Annotated in this window: 14 protein-coding genes and 1 pseudogene; 10 read left to right on the top strand and 5 right to left on the bottom strand. The window is 69.5% G+C overall.

Annotated elements, in window-relative coordinates; genetic code table 11:
• Positions 1-638: 638 nt before the first annotated feature.
• A pseudogene (locus ABZ783_RS36160) lies at positions 639-1,184 on the bottom strand (GNAT family protein); the annotation flags it as partial.
• A 47-nt stretch (positions 1,185-1,231) separates the two neighbouring features.
• Here ABZ783_RS36160 and ABZ783_RS36155 point away from each other — a divergent pair.
• Both ABZ783_RS36155 and ABZ783_RS36150 read left to right on the top strand, forming a co-directional pair.
• Positions 1,232-1,828, top strand: a complete 597-nt coding sequence (locus tag ABZ783_RS36155) for a TetR/AcrR family transcriptional regulator (RefSeq protein WP_357447288.1) — start codon at positions 1,232-1,234, stop codon at positions 1,826-1,828.
• 152 nt (positions 1,829-1,980) lie between these two features.
• Positions 1,981-2,478: a GNAT family N-acetyltransferase gene (locus ABZ783_RS36150; protein ID WP_357447285.1), complete on the top strand. Its 498-nt coding sequence runs from the start codon at positions 1,981-1,983 to the stop codon at positions 2,476-2,478.
• A gap of 174 nt (positions 2,479-2,652) precedes the next feature.
• Here ABZ783_RS36150 and ABZ783_RS36145 read toward each other — a convergent pair whose 3' ends face one another.
• On the bottom strand, positions 2,653-4,167 hold the full coding sequence (locus ABZ783_RS36145) for an FAD-dependent monooxygenase (RefSeq protein ID WP_357447282.1): 1,515 nt from the start codon (positions 4,165-4,167) through the stop codon (positions 2,653-2,655).
• Between the two features lie 89 nt (positions 4,168-4,256).
• On the opposite strand from ABZ783_RS36145, the gene ABZ783_RS36140 reads away from it, so the two are divergent.
• The 8 genes from ABZ783_RS36140 to ABZ783_RS36105 all read left to right on the top strand — a co-directional run bounded on the left by ABZ783_RS36140 (position 4,257) and on the right by ABZ783_RS36105 (position 13,230).
• Positions 4,257-4,823, top strand: a complete 567-nt coding sequence (locus ABZ783_RS36140; RefSeq protein ID WP_357447279.1) for a TetR family transcriptional regulator — start codon at positions 4,257-4,259, stop codon at positions 4,821-4,823.
• Positions 4,824-5,349: 526 nt separating this feature from the next.
• The gene (locus ABZ783_RS36135; RefSeq protein WP_357447275.1) at positions 5,350-6,171 is read left to right on the top strand and encodes a carbohydrate ABC transporter permease; all 822 of its coding nucleotides are present in this window, start codon (positions 5,350-5,352) and stop codon (positions 6,169-6,171) included.
• Positions 6,168-7,466, top strand: a complete 1,299-nt coding sequence (locus ABZ783_RS36130) for a sugar ABC transporter substrate-binding protein (protein WP_357447272.1) — start codon at positions 6,168-6,170, stop codon at positions 7,464-7,466. Before ABZ783_RS36135 ends, ABZ783_RS36130 begins: the two co-directional genes overlap by 4 nt.
• Entirely contained in the window at positions 7,463-8,476 is a 1,014-nt protein-coding gene (locus ABZ783_RS36125) for an ABC transporter ATP-binding protein (RefSeq protein ID WP_357447269.1), read from the top strand. The genes ABZ783_RS36130 and ABZ783_RS36125 overlap by 4 nt, the downstream gene beginning before the upstream one ends.
• Positions 8,473-9,354, top strand: coding sequence for a sugar ABC transporter permease (locus ABZ783_RS36120; protein WP_357447266.1), 882 nt, complete (start codon positions 8,473-8,475; stop codon positions 9,352-9,354). The genes ABZ783_RS36125 and ABZ783_RS36120 overlap by 4 nt, the downstream gene beginning before the upstream one ends.
• An 18-nt stretch (positions 9,355-9,372) precedes the next feature.
• Entirely contained in the window at positions 9,373-9,843 is a 471-nt protein-coding gene (locus ABZ783_RS36115) for a hypothetical protein (RefSeq protein WP_357447263.1), read from the top strand.
• A 143-nt stretch (positions 9,844-9,986) separates the two neighbouring features.
• A complete protein-coding gene (locus tag ABZ783_RS36110; RefSeq protein ID WP_357447260.1) occupies positions 9,987-12,374 on the top strand; it encodes a glycosyl hydrolase in 2,388 nt (795 codons plus the stop codon).
• A gap of 544 nt (positions 12,375-12,918) precedes the next feature.
• Positions 12,919-13,230 carry a GYD domain-containing protein gene (locus ABZ783_RS36105; RefSeq protein WP_357447257.1) on the top strand — a complete coding sequence of 104 codons (312 nt, stop codon included), beginning with the start codon at positions 12,919-12,921 and terminating at the stop codon, positions 13,228-13,230.
• Positions 13,231-13,597: 367 nt separating this feature from the next.
• On the opposite strand, the gene ABZ783_RS36100 is transcribed toward ABZ783_RS36105, so the two are convergent.
• The 3 genes from ABZ783_RS36100 to ABZ783_RS36090 form a co-directional block, all read right to left on the bottom strand.
• Entirely contained in the window at positions 13,598-14,008 is a 411-nt protein-coding gene (locus ABZ783_RS36100) for a DUF2267 domain-containing protein (RefSeq protein ID WP_357447254.1), read from the bottom strand.
• A gap of 151 nt (positions 14,009-14,159) precedes the next feature.
• Positions 14,160-14,411 (bottom strand): hypothetical protein, encoded by a 252-nt coding sequence (locus tag ABZ783_RS36095; RefSeq protein WP_357447251.1) that lies wholly within the window; start codon positions 14,409-14,411, stop codon positions 14,160-14,162.
• Entirely contained in the window at positions 14,408-14,707 is a 300-nt protein-coding gene (locus ABZ783_RS36090; protein ID WP_357447244.1) for a DivIVA domain-containing protein, read from the bottom strand. The genes ABZ783_RS36095 and ABZ783_RS36090 overlap by 4 nt, the downstream gene beginning before the upstream one ends.
• Positions 14,708-14,826 lie beyond the last annotated feature (119 nt).

Below are 14,826 nucleotides of genomic sequence, written 5' to 3'. Positions count from 1 at the left end.
GCAAACTACTAGCCCGAATCCCCGTCGGCCGCGGCCCACACGGCCTCACCATCTGGCCCCAACCCGGCCGCTACTCCCTCGGCCACACCGGAAACATCCGGTAGGGCCGCTCCGGTCGCGGCCGGGCCGGCCGCGACAGCCGCTTCCGTGCTCCGTCGCGCTCAAGAATCTGTCGCGGCGGGCTCGAAGGCGGGGTCGTCGTCCCAGGCCAGTGAGCTCAACTTCCAGCCCGACGGGGTTTTGACGAACTGGGTCGTCTTCATGCCCCGGCCCTCGAACCACTCGCCGTTGAGATAGCCGGACTTCTGGTACTCGCTGAACCGGTGGGCGATCGCGCCGTAGATTTCGGTGGTCTCCGCGGTCTCCCATTCCCGGAACTCGGTCAGCGTCCCGTCGGTGAGGATCTTCTGGCGAGGTTCGACGAACTGGGACAGGTTGTAGATCACCGGGGTCGCACCCACATTGTTGATGATCATTCCTTCGGGGATGAACACCTCGTAGATCGCCTCGACGTTCGGCCTGACGCCGCCGGGGTTGGCGAAGGCGCCCAGGAAGGTGGCGATGAGGCCGTCGAGTTCGGCCTTCACGGCAGCGGACATGATGCCCGTGGTGGCGAGAGGGGCCGGTCGGCCGGCGTGGCGGGCCCGCCACTCGTCGGCCAGCACGGACCAGATCTCGAGGTCGATCCGTCCGCCCGCGCCGTCCGGGTAGACCTGGCGCAGCGTGCCGTCGCGGCTCATCCCCAGCCGCTGCGCGACCGCGATGCTGCGCTCGTTGCGCGCGTTGGTGCGCCACTCGACGCGAGCAATGCCGCGTTCTTCGACGGCCCAGTCGATGATCCGCTCCGCGGCGCGGGTGATCAGCCCGCGGCCCTGTGCGCCGGGCTCCAGCCAGCAGCCCGCTTCGCAGACGCGCAGCGCGGTGTCGAAGGAGACGAACATGACGCCGCCGACCAGGCGGTCGTCCAGCCAGATGCCCCAGATGCCGCCGCCGTCCTGAGCCCGCTTGTCCGCGTAACGCTGCAGCACCGCGCGGGCCTCGCCGACGTCGCGGGCGACGAAGGCGGGCGAGACCCACGGCGCGATGTGCTCGCGCGCCCGGTCCAGATGTGCGAGAAACTCCTCGGCCTGCCACGGTTCCAGCGGGCGCAGCACGGCCGAGTCGGCGAGCGGCAGCGCGAACATCATGACCTCCGTACATAACAAACGTTTGGCATGTACGCTAGCAGGCCATGAGTCCCGCACGCACCGACCATGACTCCCGCCGCCAGGACGTCTCGGAGGCGGTTTGGCAGGTCCTGGCCGAGCACGGCTTCGGCGGCCTCACCATGCGCGCCGTAGCAGCAGCCCTGGGCTCCTCGACCGGACTGGTCACCCACTACTTCGCGGGCAAGCGCGAACTGATCGCCCACGCCCTCGACATCCTCGAGGAGCGCACCGCGCACCGCCCCCGGCAGGCCGCTCCCGCACCCGGGCTGGCGGCGCTACGCACGCAGATGCTCAACATCCTCCCGCTGACCCCCGCCGCAGCGGCGATGAACCGGATCTGGGTCGGCTCCTGGGACGTCGCCCTGTCCGACCCCGACCTGTTCGCCGCCCAGAGCCTTCGCTACGAACGTATCCGCGCAGGCCTGCGCACCTCCATCGAGGAAGCACGACAGATGGGCGAACTTCCTGACGGGGACCCGGGTCGGCTCGCGACCATCGTGCTGTCGTTCACCCACGGCCTGGTGGTCCAGGCACTTTTCGACCCCGAGCGGCTGCCGGCCGCGACACAGACCCGACTCGTCGACGACTTCCTCGCAGCGCTCACCCGCGAAACCGCATGACCACCTACTCGGGCCGGCACTCGCCAGCAGCAAGGAGTCCTTTCCGCTTAAGCATTTAGAACCCACCCATACCGCCCGGGGGCCTGTCGCTTGGATCACCTGATCCAGCCGCCTGGATCACCCCGCACCGATCGGCGATAGCCTCGACCCCCATGAGCTGGCTGCCTGAGGACTACGTCCACCCCGTCTACGTGCCGCTGCCCAACACCACGCTTCACCTACGGCCGATCCGGGAGGCGGACGCCCCGCGCGACTACCCCGCCGTGATGGGCTCCCGAGAGCGCTTGTGGGAGATCTTCGGCCCGGCCTGGGCTTGGCCCAAGGAGACGATGACCTATGAGGAAAACCGCATCGACTTGCTGCGGCACGAGAAGGAGATAGCCGCGCACCAGTCCTTCAACTACGCGCTGCTGGACAAGGAGGAGACGGCGATCTTCGGCTGCGTCTACATCGACCCGCCCGAGCGCACCGGCTCCGACGGAGAGGTCTCCTGGTGGGTGGTGGACGACCTCGTAGGCGGCGAGGTGGAGCGCGCGCTCGACGCGCTGGTGCCGCAATGGATCGCCGCGGACTGGCCCTTCCAGCAGCCCCGTTATCTTGGCCGCGACATTACCTGGCAGGACTGGCTCGCGCTGCCGCGCGCCCAGTGACGCCTCCGAGGCGGCGCCTGGATCGTGCCATGAAGATCGTCTGATCGTTGTGTGGATGTTGTTGGCGGATGCCCAGTGGGCGTGGATCGAGCCGTTGCTGGCGTCCTGTCGACCACCCACCCAGCGTCGGCGACGTTCAGCGCTGAAGCGGGAACCTCCCGCCTTGCGAGGATGTCATTTCTGCCCGGTTCCCGACCGGACCGCATCGGATTCCTGCGACACCACCGGCGCGCCACACCACTCGCCGAGCGCGACGCGTAGCTGCTCATCCCGTCGGCCGGGCTCGGACTCCTCGGATACCCAGGCGATGTACCCGTCGGGGCGGACCAGGGTGAGCGGGGTGGCCGCCGTCGGGGTGACCACGCGGACCCGGTCGCCCCAGGCTCGCGCGGCCGCCGCATCGGCTCCTGACGGCGCGACGAGGACGAACATGCCGCCGCGCAGCGCCTCGGCGAGCCGTCCGCCGGCCTGGTCACCGGCGAGCGGTAGGTCCTCCGCGCGGGTGCCGACTTGCGGGTGCGCGCCGCGCGGGGCGGCGTACCGGATGCCGACACCGGAGATCATGCCGGCCATCCGCCGCCTGGCGGGTCCGAGCCGCAGCGCGGTGCGGAGGATCATGGTGCGGGCCGCCTGGGCCGGCCGTGACCGGATCAGGGCCAACCGGATGATCGCGCCGCTGCCGCGCAGCACCATCCGCCCGACCGGGTGCCGTTCGGCGTGGTAGGTGTCCAGCAGCGCGTCCGCCGCACGGCCCTGTACCGCGGCAGCGAGCTTCCAGCCGAGGTTCGCCGCGTCCTGCAGGCCGGTGTTCATGCCCTGGCCGCCGGCAGGCGAGTGCACGTGCGCCGCATCGCCGGCGAGGAAGACGCGGCCCACCCGGTACTGGGGGGCCTGCCGCTCGTCGCTGTGGAAGCGGGACATCCAGCGCGGGTCGTGCATGCCGAAGTCGGTGCCGAGCGCCTCGCGGGTCACCTCCCGTAGCTCGGTGAGGTCCACCGGCACGCCGTCCGGCTGCTGGTTGCGCCGGTTCCAGGCGAAGACGCGGTACCAGCCGTCGCCGAACGGTGCGACGAAGGCGAAGGCGTCGCCGACCGCGTTGACCATCAGGACGTCCCGGGGCGGTTCGGCCAGCCGTACGTCGGCGAGCATGAGCGAGGTGACCACGGCCTTGCCGGGAAACGGCAGACCGAGCGCCGCCCGGACGCGGCTGCGGAGGCCGTCGGCCCCGACGACGTACGACGTCCGCACGGTCACCGGTCCATCCTGGGTGGTCACGTCGACGTCGACGCCGTCGGCGTCCTGCCGCAGGCCGGTGACCTCGGCGCCGCGCACCAGGTTCGCCCCTGCCGCCACGGCCCGCCGCTGGAGCAGCCGCTCGACCTGGTACTGCGGGGTGATCAGAACGAACGGGTGCCGGCTCGGCAGCGAGGAAAGGTCGACCCGGACGCCACCGAAGAGTCGCAGCGACGGCACCTGGGCGCCGGTGCTGATCAGTTCGTCGGCCAGTCCCCGGGCGTCGAGTTGCTCCAGGGTGCGGGCGTGCACCGCGAAGGCGCGGGTGAGGTTGGACTCCTCCAACCGGCGTTCCAACACGGTGGTGCGTACGCCCGCAGCGGCCAGGTCGCCGGCGAGCAGCAGCCCGGTGGGGCCGGCGCCGACGATCACGACGTCGTTCTGCTGGCTGATCATGACAACTCCCCGTAAGTCAACAATCGTTGACATTGACGGTAGGCCCGTCCGGAGATTGAGTCAACACCTGTTGACCTACACTCGTTGACATGACCGCTCCCAGCCGCGCCCGCCGCTCCGACACGACCCGCGAGGCGATCCTGCGCGCCGCCCGGGAACGTTTCGCCGCCGACGGGTACGACCGAGCGACCATCCGGGCGATCGCCGCCGACGCCGGCATCGACCCGGCGATGGTGATGCGCTACTACGGCAACAAGGAGAAGCTGTTCGCCGCGGCGGCCGAGTTTGACCTGCACCTGCCCGACGCCCGCCAACTCCCGCGGGAGAACCTGGGCGAGGCGCTGGTCCGCCACTTCCTGCACCGGTGGGAGGTGGACGACTCACTGGCCGCGCTGCTGCGAGCGGCCGTGACAAACAATGCCGCCGCCGAGCGGATGCGGCAGATCTTCGCCACCCAGGTCACCCCGGCCGTCGCCGCCGGCTGCCCCGACCCGGCCCAGGCCGGGCGGCGGGCCGGGCTTATCGCCAGTCAGATCCTCGGCCTCGCCCTGTGCCGGTACGTCGTGCAGCTACCGCCCGTCGTGGCGATGACGCCGGACGAGCTCGCCGCCCAGGTCGGCCCCACCCTGGACCGCTACCTCACCGGCGCCGACTGAGGCGGCCAATAGGTTCCTCGAACAGCGGCTGGCGTAAGCAGATCCGCTCCGGCATGGCTGCCGCGTTCGGATGGCGGAACCTACGAGCTGGGCGGACTGGCCCTGCTGGACCTGCGGGACAAGCGGATCCTGCACGAGATTCCGTTGCAGGTAGGCGGCTCGGTACCGGCCCGGCGCCGCGCCCTGGCCGCTCTGCCGGCAAATCGGCGGCGCAGGCGGCGGGCGCGGGAGCCGGCGCGGTCGGCGCGGTCGGCGCGAAGCAGGCAACGTCGGTCGGCGGGAGCGCGACAGGCGTAGGAGCTACCGCTGTTGTTCTTCAACAGCTGCCCGATGATCGGCGAGCCGCCAATTCGTAGGTTTGGCACAGCCGCTTGGTAGCTTCTGACTGGCGCAGAGGACCGGGGCGGTGTTTGTCGGCGGCGGTCAGCCGGCAGGCGAAGCCGCCCACCTGTGACCGCTGGCAAGAGAGGCTGGTGTTCGCTTGCGGACGCGCGTTCCCGGGTCGGGGCCTACGGTTGGGATTCGCGTGATCGGGCGCTTTGTCGTGCCGGCTCTGTTCGCAGCGCTGTTCGCCGCTCCGCTGTGGTTGATGGTGGTTGGCTCACTGCGACCGGTCGGCCTGCCCCCGCCACGCACGCTCGAACTGTTCCCGCCCGAGCCGACGTTGGCCGCCTATGCTCGGCTACCCAGGCTGATACCTCTGTTCACCTACCTGGCGAACTCGGCGCTGGTCGTTGCACTTGCCGTTCCGTTGACCGTCCTCGTGGCCTCGCTGACCGGCTTCGGTCTCCGGTTGCTCACGCCGGCGGCCCGGCGGCGGGTGGTTCTGGGTCTGCTGGTGGTGCTCCTCGTGCCGGTTACCGGGGTGTGGGCGACCCGCTTCGAACTGTTCCGGCTGGCCGGCGTGGTCGACACGTATGTCCCGCTGCTGGCCCCGGCGGTGCTCGCCGGCAGCCCGTTTCTTGTGCTGCTGTATGCCTGGAGTTTCGGCGGTATACCGGACACTCAGCTGGCGGCGGCTCGACTGGAAGGCGCCGGGTGGCTGACCGTCTGGCGCCGGGTGGCCCTGCCGCAGGTACGTCCGGCGACGATGGCGGTGGCGGTCCTCGCCTTCACCTTCCACTGGTCCAACTTCATCGACCCGTTGCTGTACCTGCACAACGGTGACCGCTACACCTATCCGTTGGGTTTGCAGTTCCTGCGCCTGCTGAATCCCACCGACTGGCCGCTGTTGATGGCTGGCTGTGTGATCGCGACCGTGCCGTGCGCGGCGGTGTTCCTGCTGGCCCAACGGATCCTGTTGAACGACAACCCGTTGACGGCATTGAGATCTGGAGGTCGCCGATGACTGGCGGTGTACGGCGGTGGGTGGCGCTCGCCACCGCGGCCCTGATGGTCTGCTCGGCCGCCGGCTGCGGTGGCGCCGGTAGCACGGACGACGGGGCGGGGGTGACCGTGGTGTTGGCGGGCAACGCCGAGGAGATAGCTGGCTACCGCAGCCTGGTCGCCGCCTTCGAGAAGACCGATCCCGGCGTCGACGTCACCCTCTCCCCGGTCGCCACGCAGGACGAACTGATGGCGCGGTTGACCACGTCGTTCGCGGGCGGGAATCCCCCCGATGTCTTCCTGTTGAACTACCGCCGTTACGGTCAGTTCGCGGCGCAGAAAGCGATCGAGCCCGTCCAGTCCTACCTGGACGGCAGCAAGGTGCTGAAGGAAAAGGATTTCAGCCCGCGAGCCCTGGAGGCCTTCCGCTTCGACGGGGAGCAGTTGACCTGCCTCCCGCAGAACATGTCGTCGCTGGTCGTCTACTACAACGCTGACCTGTTCGCCAAGGCGGGCGTGCCGCTGCCGAAGGCGGGTTGGAGCTGGGCGGACTTCCTGTCGGCGGCGCAGGCATTGACCGGCGACGGTGTGTACGGTGTCGGTGTGGCGCCGTCGATCGCCCGGGTCGCGCCGTTCGTGTGGTCCAACGGTGGTGAACTCGTCGACGACACGGACCAGCCCGCCGCGCTGACCCTCACCCGCAACACGGCCACGCGCAAGGCCCTCGACTGGTTCCTCGACCTCCAACTGGTGCACCATGTGGTGCCACCGGACGCCGAGGAGCAGAGCGAATCAAGCGAGGCACGGTTCCTGCGCGGCGGCTTGGGCATGTACCTGAACAGTCGGGTGGCGGTGCCGACACTGCGCACCATCAAGGGCTTCGAATGGGATGCGGCGTCACTGCCGGTGGCGCCAGGAGGCGTACCGGCCTCGATCCTGCACAGCGACGCCTACTGCATGGGCGCGGGCCGGTCGGACCATGGTGCCGCCTGGCGATTCATCGAGTTCGCCATGGGGGTACAGGGCCAGGAGATTCTCGCCGAGTCGGGCCGCACGGTACCCTCCCGCCTCGACGTCGCCAACTCCCCCGCGTTTCTCGCCGCGGATCGGCCCCCACGCTCGTCGGGTGTCTTCCTGGACGCCGAGCCGCACCTGCGCGCCACACCACGCACTGCCACCTGGGCTCGGGTGGAGCGGGAGGCCGACAAACTCCTCGAAGAGGTGTTCTACGGACGGGTTGGGCGGGAGGAAGGACTGCGCCAACTGGAGGAGCAGATCCGGCCACTGTTCACCCTTGAGGTGGGAACCGGCCGGTGAGCATCGAGCACCACGCGATCCGGCTGGAGTCACTGGCCAAGTCGTACGGAAAGGTCAGCGCCCTCGACGGCGTTGATCTGGAGGTCCGGGTAGGTGAGCTGGTGACCCTGGTCGGACCGTCGGGCTCGGGCAAGTCGACCATCCTGCGCCTGATCGCCGGACTGGAGCGACCTGACGGCGGCCGGATTCTCGTCAACGGTCAGGATGTCGCTGCCCTCCCGCCGCACCAACGCGCGGTGGCGATGGTTTTCCAGGACTACGCGCTCTACCCGCACCTGACCGTGCGCGGCAATCTGCTCTTCGGACTGCGGGTGCGCCGGGTCCGGCGCGGCGAGGCCGAACAGCGGGCGCAGCAGGCCGCCGAGCGCCTGGGCATCGCGGACCTGCTCGACCGCTACCCCGACCAGATGTCCGGCGGGCAGCGTCAGCGGGTCGCCCTGGCCCGGGCTGTCCTGCGCGACCCCCGCGTCTACCTGTTCGACGAGCCGATGGCCAGCCTGGACGCGCCGCTGCGCTTCGCCACCCGCGCCGACCTGCTGGCCCTGCACCGCGAGCTCGGCACCGCGACGATCTACGTCACGCACGACCAGGCGGAGGCGATGACGCTCGGCGACCGGGTGGCGGTGCTGCACGGCGGGCAGGTACGCCAGGTCGGCAGGCCGCAGGAGGTTTACGACCGGCCGGCCGACACCTTCGTCGCCGGTTTCCTCGGTAGTCCACCGATGAACCTGGTCCCGGGCGGGGGTGTGCTGGGCGGCACGGCCGACGTGACACTCGGCGTACGGCCGGAGGATCTGGCGCTCGACGCCGACGGGCCCCTGGAAGCCACGGTCGAGGCGGTGGAGGCGCTCGGCAGTGAGGCGATCGTCCTCACACGCTGTGCGGACAGTATCCGGCTGGCGGTACGAACCGGGCCACGGCCGGGTGTGCGGCCGGGCGATCGGGTACGACTTCGCCCTGACCCGAGCCGCATCCACCGCTTCGATGCCGACAATGGGCGGCGCCGGTGAAGACTGGCCGGGCCAGACGTCCCCTCACCGCCTGGGCGTTCCTCGCACCGTACGCCGTCGCGGTCGTGTTGCTGATCGCGGTTCCCGCCCTGCTCAATGTGGGCTACGCCTTCACCGACCACACCGGACTCACCCGCGATCCACAGTTCGTGGGCCTGGCCAACGTCCGTCGTCTGCTCTCCGACGGCTTCCTGCTCGACAGTCTGCAGGCGTCGCTGTTCCACGTGGCGCTGGCGGTACCGGTCCGAATGCTCGCCGCCGTGGGGCTCGGGCTGCTACTGGCCGCACCACGCCCGGGCGGTCGGTTGTTCCGGGCCGCTGTCTACCTGCCGACGGTCATCCCGGACGTGGCGCTGGCGGTGCTGTTCCTCTGGGTGCTCAACCCGATGTACGGCCCGCTGAACCAACTTCTCGGACTGTTCGGCCACCCCGGCTACACCTGGCTGGCCGATCCGATGACCGCGCGGATCGGGGTCGTCCTCATGCTGGCGTTCCCGATCGGGGAGGGATTCATCGTCGTCCTCGCCGCCCGCCGACTCCTTGACGGCCGGCTGTACGAGGCAGCGACGCTGGAAGGCTGCGGCCCGATCGGTCAGCTTCGGCGACTCACGCTGCCGCTGCTCGCGCCGATACTGGTGCTACTCGCGGTCCGGGACACGATCCTCACCCTGCAGGTCAACTTCGTCCCGGCGTACGTTCTTACCGACGGCCGGCCCGCCAACGCCACGCTGTACCTGCCGGTCTACATCTTCGACCAGGTCTTCGAGTTCTCCGGGTTCGCCTACGGTTCGCTCATCACGATCATGCTCATGGCGGTCACCGCCGTCATCATCGCCCTGCAGCTGCTGATGGTGCGGCGCTGGCGCGTACTGCGTTGATCGTGACATCCTGCGTCGGTGAGAGTCCGGGTGGTTGCCCTCGTCGTCGCGGTCGCGTCGCTCGCCGGCTGCGGCGACGGCGCGGAGTCACGCCGCGGCGCCGATCCCGGCCGCGCGATGCTCGCGAACCTGCCCAGCTGCGACCGGGTGCCGCTCGACGACGACCCCGAGATCAGCGCCGACGTCACCGGGCTGGTGCTGCCCGACGGTGCCCGGATCACCTCGGTGGTCGAGCAGGGCGTGCTGACAACGGTTGAAGCCACCGTTCGGATGACCCCACTGGACGTACGCGGGCACTACGAAAACCGCGACGACATCGACCTGCTGCGCGCCGAGGACGAGACGTTCGAGGCCGAGGTGCTGATCCGCACGCCACAGCGGCGGATGTACCTGCGGGCCGGCGCGCTCTGCGCGGACGGCACGAGCCTGACCGCGGTGGTGGGCCCGGACTCCGACGACGCGGGGCTGCCGCAGTTCCACACCGACTAGGCACCGGACCAGCTCAACAGGTGTCCTAAGACGACAGTACGAATCCCTTCAGATGCTTGGTGACGTTTGACGTCACCGTGTCTAAGGTGCGTACGGACGACCGGTCATCCCGGTCGCATCCGACGGACAGGGAGAGATCCCATATGAATCGAACCCTCCTGCGACGTCGTCGCGGCCTCACGGTGGCAGCAGGCCTGGCGCTGCTGACCGCGGTCGCGCTGACGGCATCCCTCACGTCCGCCAACGGCCAGGAATCGTTGGCCACGAGCACGCCGACCGGGCCGATGGAGCTGCCCGATGAATGGATGACCGCCCAACGGCTCAGCGACGGCAGCACGGAGCTGTCCACGGCCAAATACGCCAAGGCACGCGGTGAGGCGAACCAGCTCGCCGCGCACACCCGCAGCGTCTACCGCAACCTGGCCGACCGGAACTGGAACTTCTTCGGCCCGACCAACATCGGCGGCCGGGTGGTCGACATCGCGGTGGATCCCCAGGTCGAGGACCAGATCTTCATCGCCGCCGCCTCGGGAGGCATCTGGAAGTCCAGCGACGCCGGTGCGACATTCACCGCCGCGTGGCCGGGCAACTCCGGCCAGAGCATGGGTGCGGTCGCCATGACCAGCAACGGGGTGCTCTTCGCCGGCACCGGTGAGCCGCAGCCGGGCGGCGGCTCGATCACCTTCGGCGGCGACGGCATCTACCGCTCCCGTGACCGGGGTGCGACGTGGCAGCACGTCGGCCTGAAGGACAGCCACGCGATCGCCCGCTTCGCGATCGACCCGGGCAACGAAGACCGGATCTTCGCCGCGGCGACCGGCAACCTGTTCGTCCCCGGCGGTGAGCGGGGCGTCTATCTTTCGGAGAACGGTGGCGACACCTGGCGCCAGGTTCTTGCCGCGCCGAACGACACCACCGGCGCGACCGAGGTGGTGATCGACCCGAGCAACCCGGCTCGCATGTATGCGGCGATGTGGGACCACCGGCGTGAGCCGCACCAGCGCACCTATGGTGGCCCCGGTTCCAGCATCTGGCGTTCCGACGACGGCGGCCAGAACTGGCAGCGGATGACCAACGGCCTGCCGACCGACGCCGATCAGGGCCGCTGGGGGCTGGCGGTCGCCCCGAGCAACCCGCAGCGCCTGTACGCCTACGTCGGCACGGCCCTCGGCCCGTTCCGCGCGTTCTACCGCTCGGACGACGGCGGCGACACCTGGACGCAGACCCCGGTCACGGCCAACCAGGCATCCCAGTCCACCTTCAGCTGGTGGTTCGGCAAGCTCTTCGTCGACCCGAAGGATCACAACCACGTCTTCCTCACCGGGGTCAGCCTGATGCGGTCGACCAACGGCGCGCAGAGCTTCTCCTCCGTCGGCGGCCCGCACGCCGATCAGCACGTGCTGCGGTGGGACCCGAAGACGCCCAACCGTGCCTACCTGGGCAACGACGGCGGCTTCTACCGGTCCGACAACAACGGCGCGAGCGGATGGGTGAAGTCGACCCACGAGCCGTACACCCAGTTCTACACGGTGGATGTCGCCGAGACCGACCCCGTACTGAAGGTCGGCGGCGCTCAGGACAACGGCTGCAACCGCGGCTACAACGGGCCGGGTGGCGCGTGGAACGCCATCGGCTGTGGTGACGGCCTCCAGGTGATCATCCACCCCGAGAACCCGAACATCGTCTTCGGGTGCAGCCAGTACGGCGCCTGCTACCGGTCGGAGAACGCGGGTGGGACGCCTCGCCAGAGCATCAGCACCGGCCAGACGGTGTCGCAGCGGCGCAACTGGCTGACGCCACTGCAGTTCGACCCGAGCGACCCCAACGTCATGTACTACGCCGGGAACATCGTCAACCGGTCGACGGACAACGGTCGTACGTGGACGGCGATCAGCCCGGACCTCACCGGTGGCGGCCCCAACGACCCGTCCGGCTACCCGTGGGGCACCGTCAGCACGATCGCGGCCGCCCCGACCGACGGTAACAAGCTCTACGTCGGCACGGACGACGGCCGGCTGTGGTGGACCGACGACCTCGGGCAGAACTGGAACCGGGTCGATCAGGCGCAACTGCCGGGTACGTGGGTGACCCGGGTCGCGGTGCACCCGAAGGACAAGAACATCGCCTACGCCACGTTCTCCGGCTTCCGCTCCGGCAGCGACCGCCCGCACGTGATGGTCACTGCCGACGGGGGCCGCACCTGGACGGACATCGGCCGCGGCCTGCCCGACGCACCGGTGAACTCCGTGGTACCGACCTCGGACGGGCTGCTGCTGGTCGGAACCGATGTCGGGGTGTACGTCTCCGGTTGGAACGGCGGCGAGTGGGCCTCCCTCGGCGCGGATCTGCCGAACGCGGCCGTGATGTACATGCGCTACCACGAGCCGACCCGCCAGTTGAGTGTGGCCTCGTTCGGTCGGGGCATCTACGACCTCGCGGTGCCCCGGTGCCCCGCGGCCTCGACCAAGCTCCCCTTGCGCGCGCCGGGCGTCGGCGTCGTGGGGGCGCTCGCCTCGTGCCGAGCGGGATAACGATCCAGATGTAGTCAGGGCGGGGATCTGGAGGCAAGCCTCCAGATCCCCGCCCTCTTTTCTTGGCTGCCGTCCGGCTCGGCGGACCGTGCGCTACTCGTAGCCGGCTGGCAAGCCCGCTGTCGCGGCCGGTCCTGGTTGCGGCGGCAAGTGCGGTCAGGCGCAGATGTCGCCAGGTGACGAGGCCGCTCGACGGCGGACAGCTGTTTGCCGTCGAGCACCACAAGTGCCCAACTGCCGCCGAGATGTCGGTGTAGATCCGGCCCCGGTTCGGCGGGTCCTGGATGATCGCGTGCAGGCACAGACCGCCCGCGCCGCGCTGCCACGACGGCCCGGTCGGTGGTACGCGAGGCAGTGAACTCGGTCCACTTTCTGTCCGCCGTCGGTGGACAGGTTATGCCGGCTCCGCCCTAGAAGCGATGACTGGGCCTGGCTCGCCGAGCGGGCCGTCGATTCTGTGATCGCTCGCATCACTCGTTCTATTGCTCACTTGATGCGGATTCCGCCCATTATGACCGGAATCAACCTACGATGAGGTCTCTTCATGGAGGTGAAGGCCATGCCGACGTATGTCGCGTTGCTGAACTGGACCGATCAGGGGATCCGAGGCTACAAGGACACGGCGAAGCGCGCCGAGGCCTTCGCCGCAGCGACCCAGAATCTCGGGGCGAATCTCCTGAACATTTACTGGACCGTCGGTCCGTACGACCTCGTGGCCGTCGTCGAGGCACCCGACGACGAAACCGCCACCGCGGCGTTCCTGCAGCTCGGTGGGGCGGGCAACGTCCGTACCACGACCCTGCGGGCCTTCGGTCGAGAGGAGATGGATCGCATCATCGCCAAAGCCGCTGGCTAAACGCCTTCCACACACCGCCTACGACAGGTGGAGCAGGTCGTTCCATCCGCAACCGACTGTATACCCGCGACGAGCAGCGGTCCGAGGAGCAGGGCCAGTGGAAGCATCCCCTACGGCGGAAATCGGCTTCCGAGGGGCCCTCGTGCTGTCGAAGCATGATCGCCGGACTGGCCGTTCGGAGCGTGCCGCCCTCGGCGATACTGGCTCTGCAAGCGTGAAGTTGAGGAGCCGCACGATGCGGGCAACCACGGCCGTCGATGCGGGCAACCGCGGTCGTCAGGCCAGGCACTTCGCGGGGGGCAGGTCCGCGGCGACCGGCAGGTGGATGACATACCGCTGGGTCGCCGCCCGTGTCCCAGCGCGGGGGCTATGAGCCGGGACGCCGCCCGCCACCGGCACCCACCGGTTCGATCACCTGCCAAAACTCCTTCGAAAGCTGGGCCATCGCATTCTCGAACTCGTCACGGGAAACAGCCTCACGTAGCGTCGTGAGCACCGCGGGGACAACGGCACCGGCGAGCGCACGCTCGACGTCCGGGCGATCCCCCACCCGCCGCACGAACTCTTCGAACCCGAACGACGTGGCCCGTTCCCGTCCAAGCGGTCTGCGCAGGTGATCGGCCAGCTCGTCCGGAAGCTGATAGGCAAGGTCATCAGCCTGGCCGGCGCTGATCCGATCCGCCAATATCTCCAACGTCGCGCCGGTGAGTGTCGCCGCCTGATCGGTCGACACCTTTGCCCGCGTGGCCACGGCGTTGACAAAATCCTGGTACTCCACCCTGATCTCCTCTCCGGCCGGATCGCCGTCGAAGGGCCATTCGCGAGCCCTGACCCAAATGCGCCGCAGCGCCTTGCCAACACCTTGCTGCGCCGGTGGGTGACCCTGCCTCATCCCCATCGGGTGAATCGCCAAGGCGCGCTGCGGCGGGTCAGCGGCGTAGCCGGCGGGTGCAGGGACCGTCGTGGTCGGCGCGGAGCAGGCAGCGCCGGCCACCGGGCATGAGCAGGTCACAGAAGACCCGATGGCGTACGTTCTGGTCGTCCTCGACGGAGACGGTGGTCTCCCCCGGGTCCGTCTGCGGCAGGACGAGCAACCAGCGGCCGACCACCCGGGCCAGGCGCTGCGCGGCGGGCAGGTCGGTGGCGACGACCGGCAGGTGGATGACGTACCGCTGGGTCACCGCTCGTGTCCCCGGGCGTCTCGGGCGCGGGCCTGGTCGGACTGCCAGCGGCGCAGGGCGTCCTTGACGACGGCGGTCTCCCGGCGGCTGGCGGCCAGGGCGGCGTAGACGGTTGCCATGTCGCCGGCGACCCGGTCGAGGAACGCGTACACGTCGTCGGGGTTCAGGCCGCGGCGTCCGAGCCCGACCGGCTTGAAGCGGCGCTCGCGCACCTGCCAGGGCAGCAGACCGGTGTACGCGCTGGAGCGGTAGGTCGCTCCGCTCCCCCGGGCCGGTCGCTGGTGGCGGACGGTCATCCCGCAGTCTCCCTCGCTCGTCGTGGGTGGATGGGGTGGGGCCACCCGCCCTCCCCGCACAGGCGGACCCACCCCGGCCCTGCCACCGCAGCTCCACTCAGCAGTACGGCAGCACGGCT

This window comes from Micromonospora sp. NPDC047738 (assembly GCF_040642675.1).
Lineage (GTDB): Bacteria > Actinomycetota > Actinomycetes > Mycobacteriales > Micromonosporaceae > Micromonospora.
Note: the sequence above shows the minus strand (reverse complement) of the source record. Positions and strands in the feature narration are given on the sequence as shown.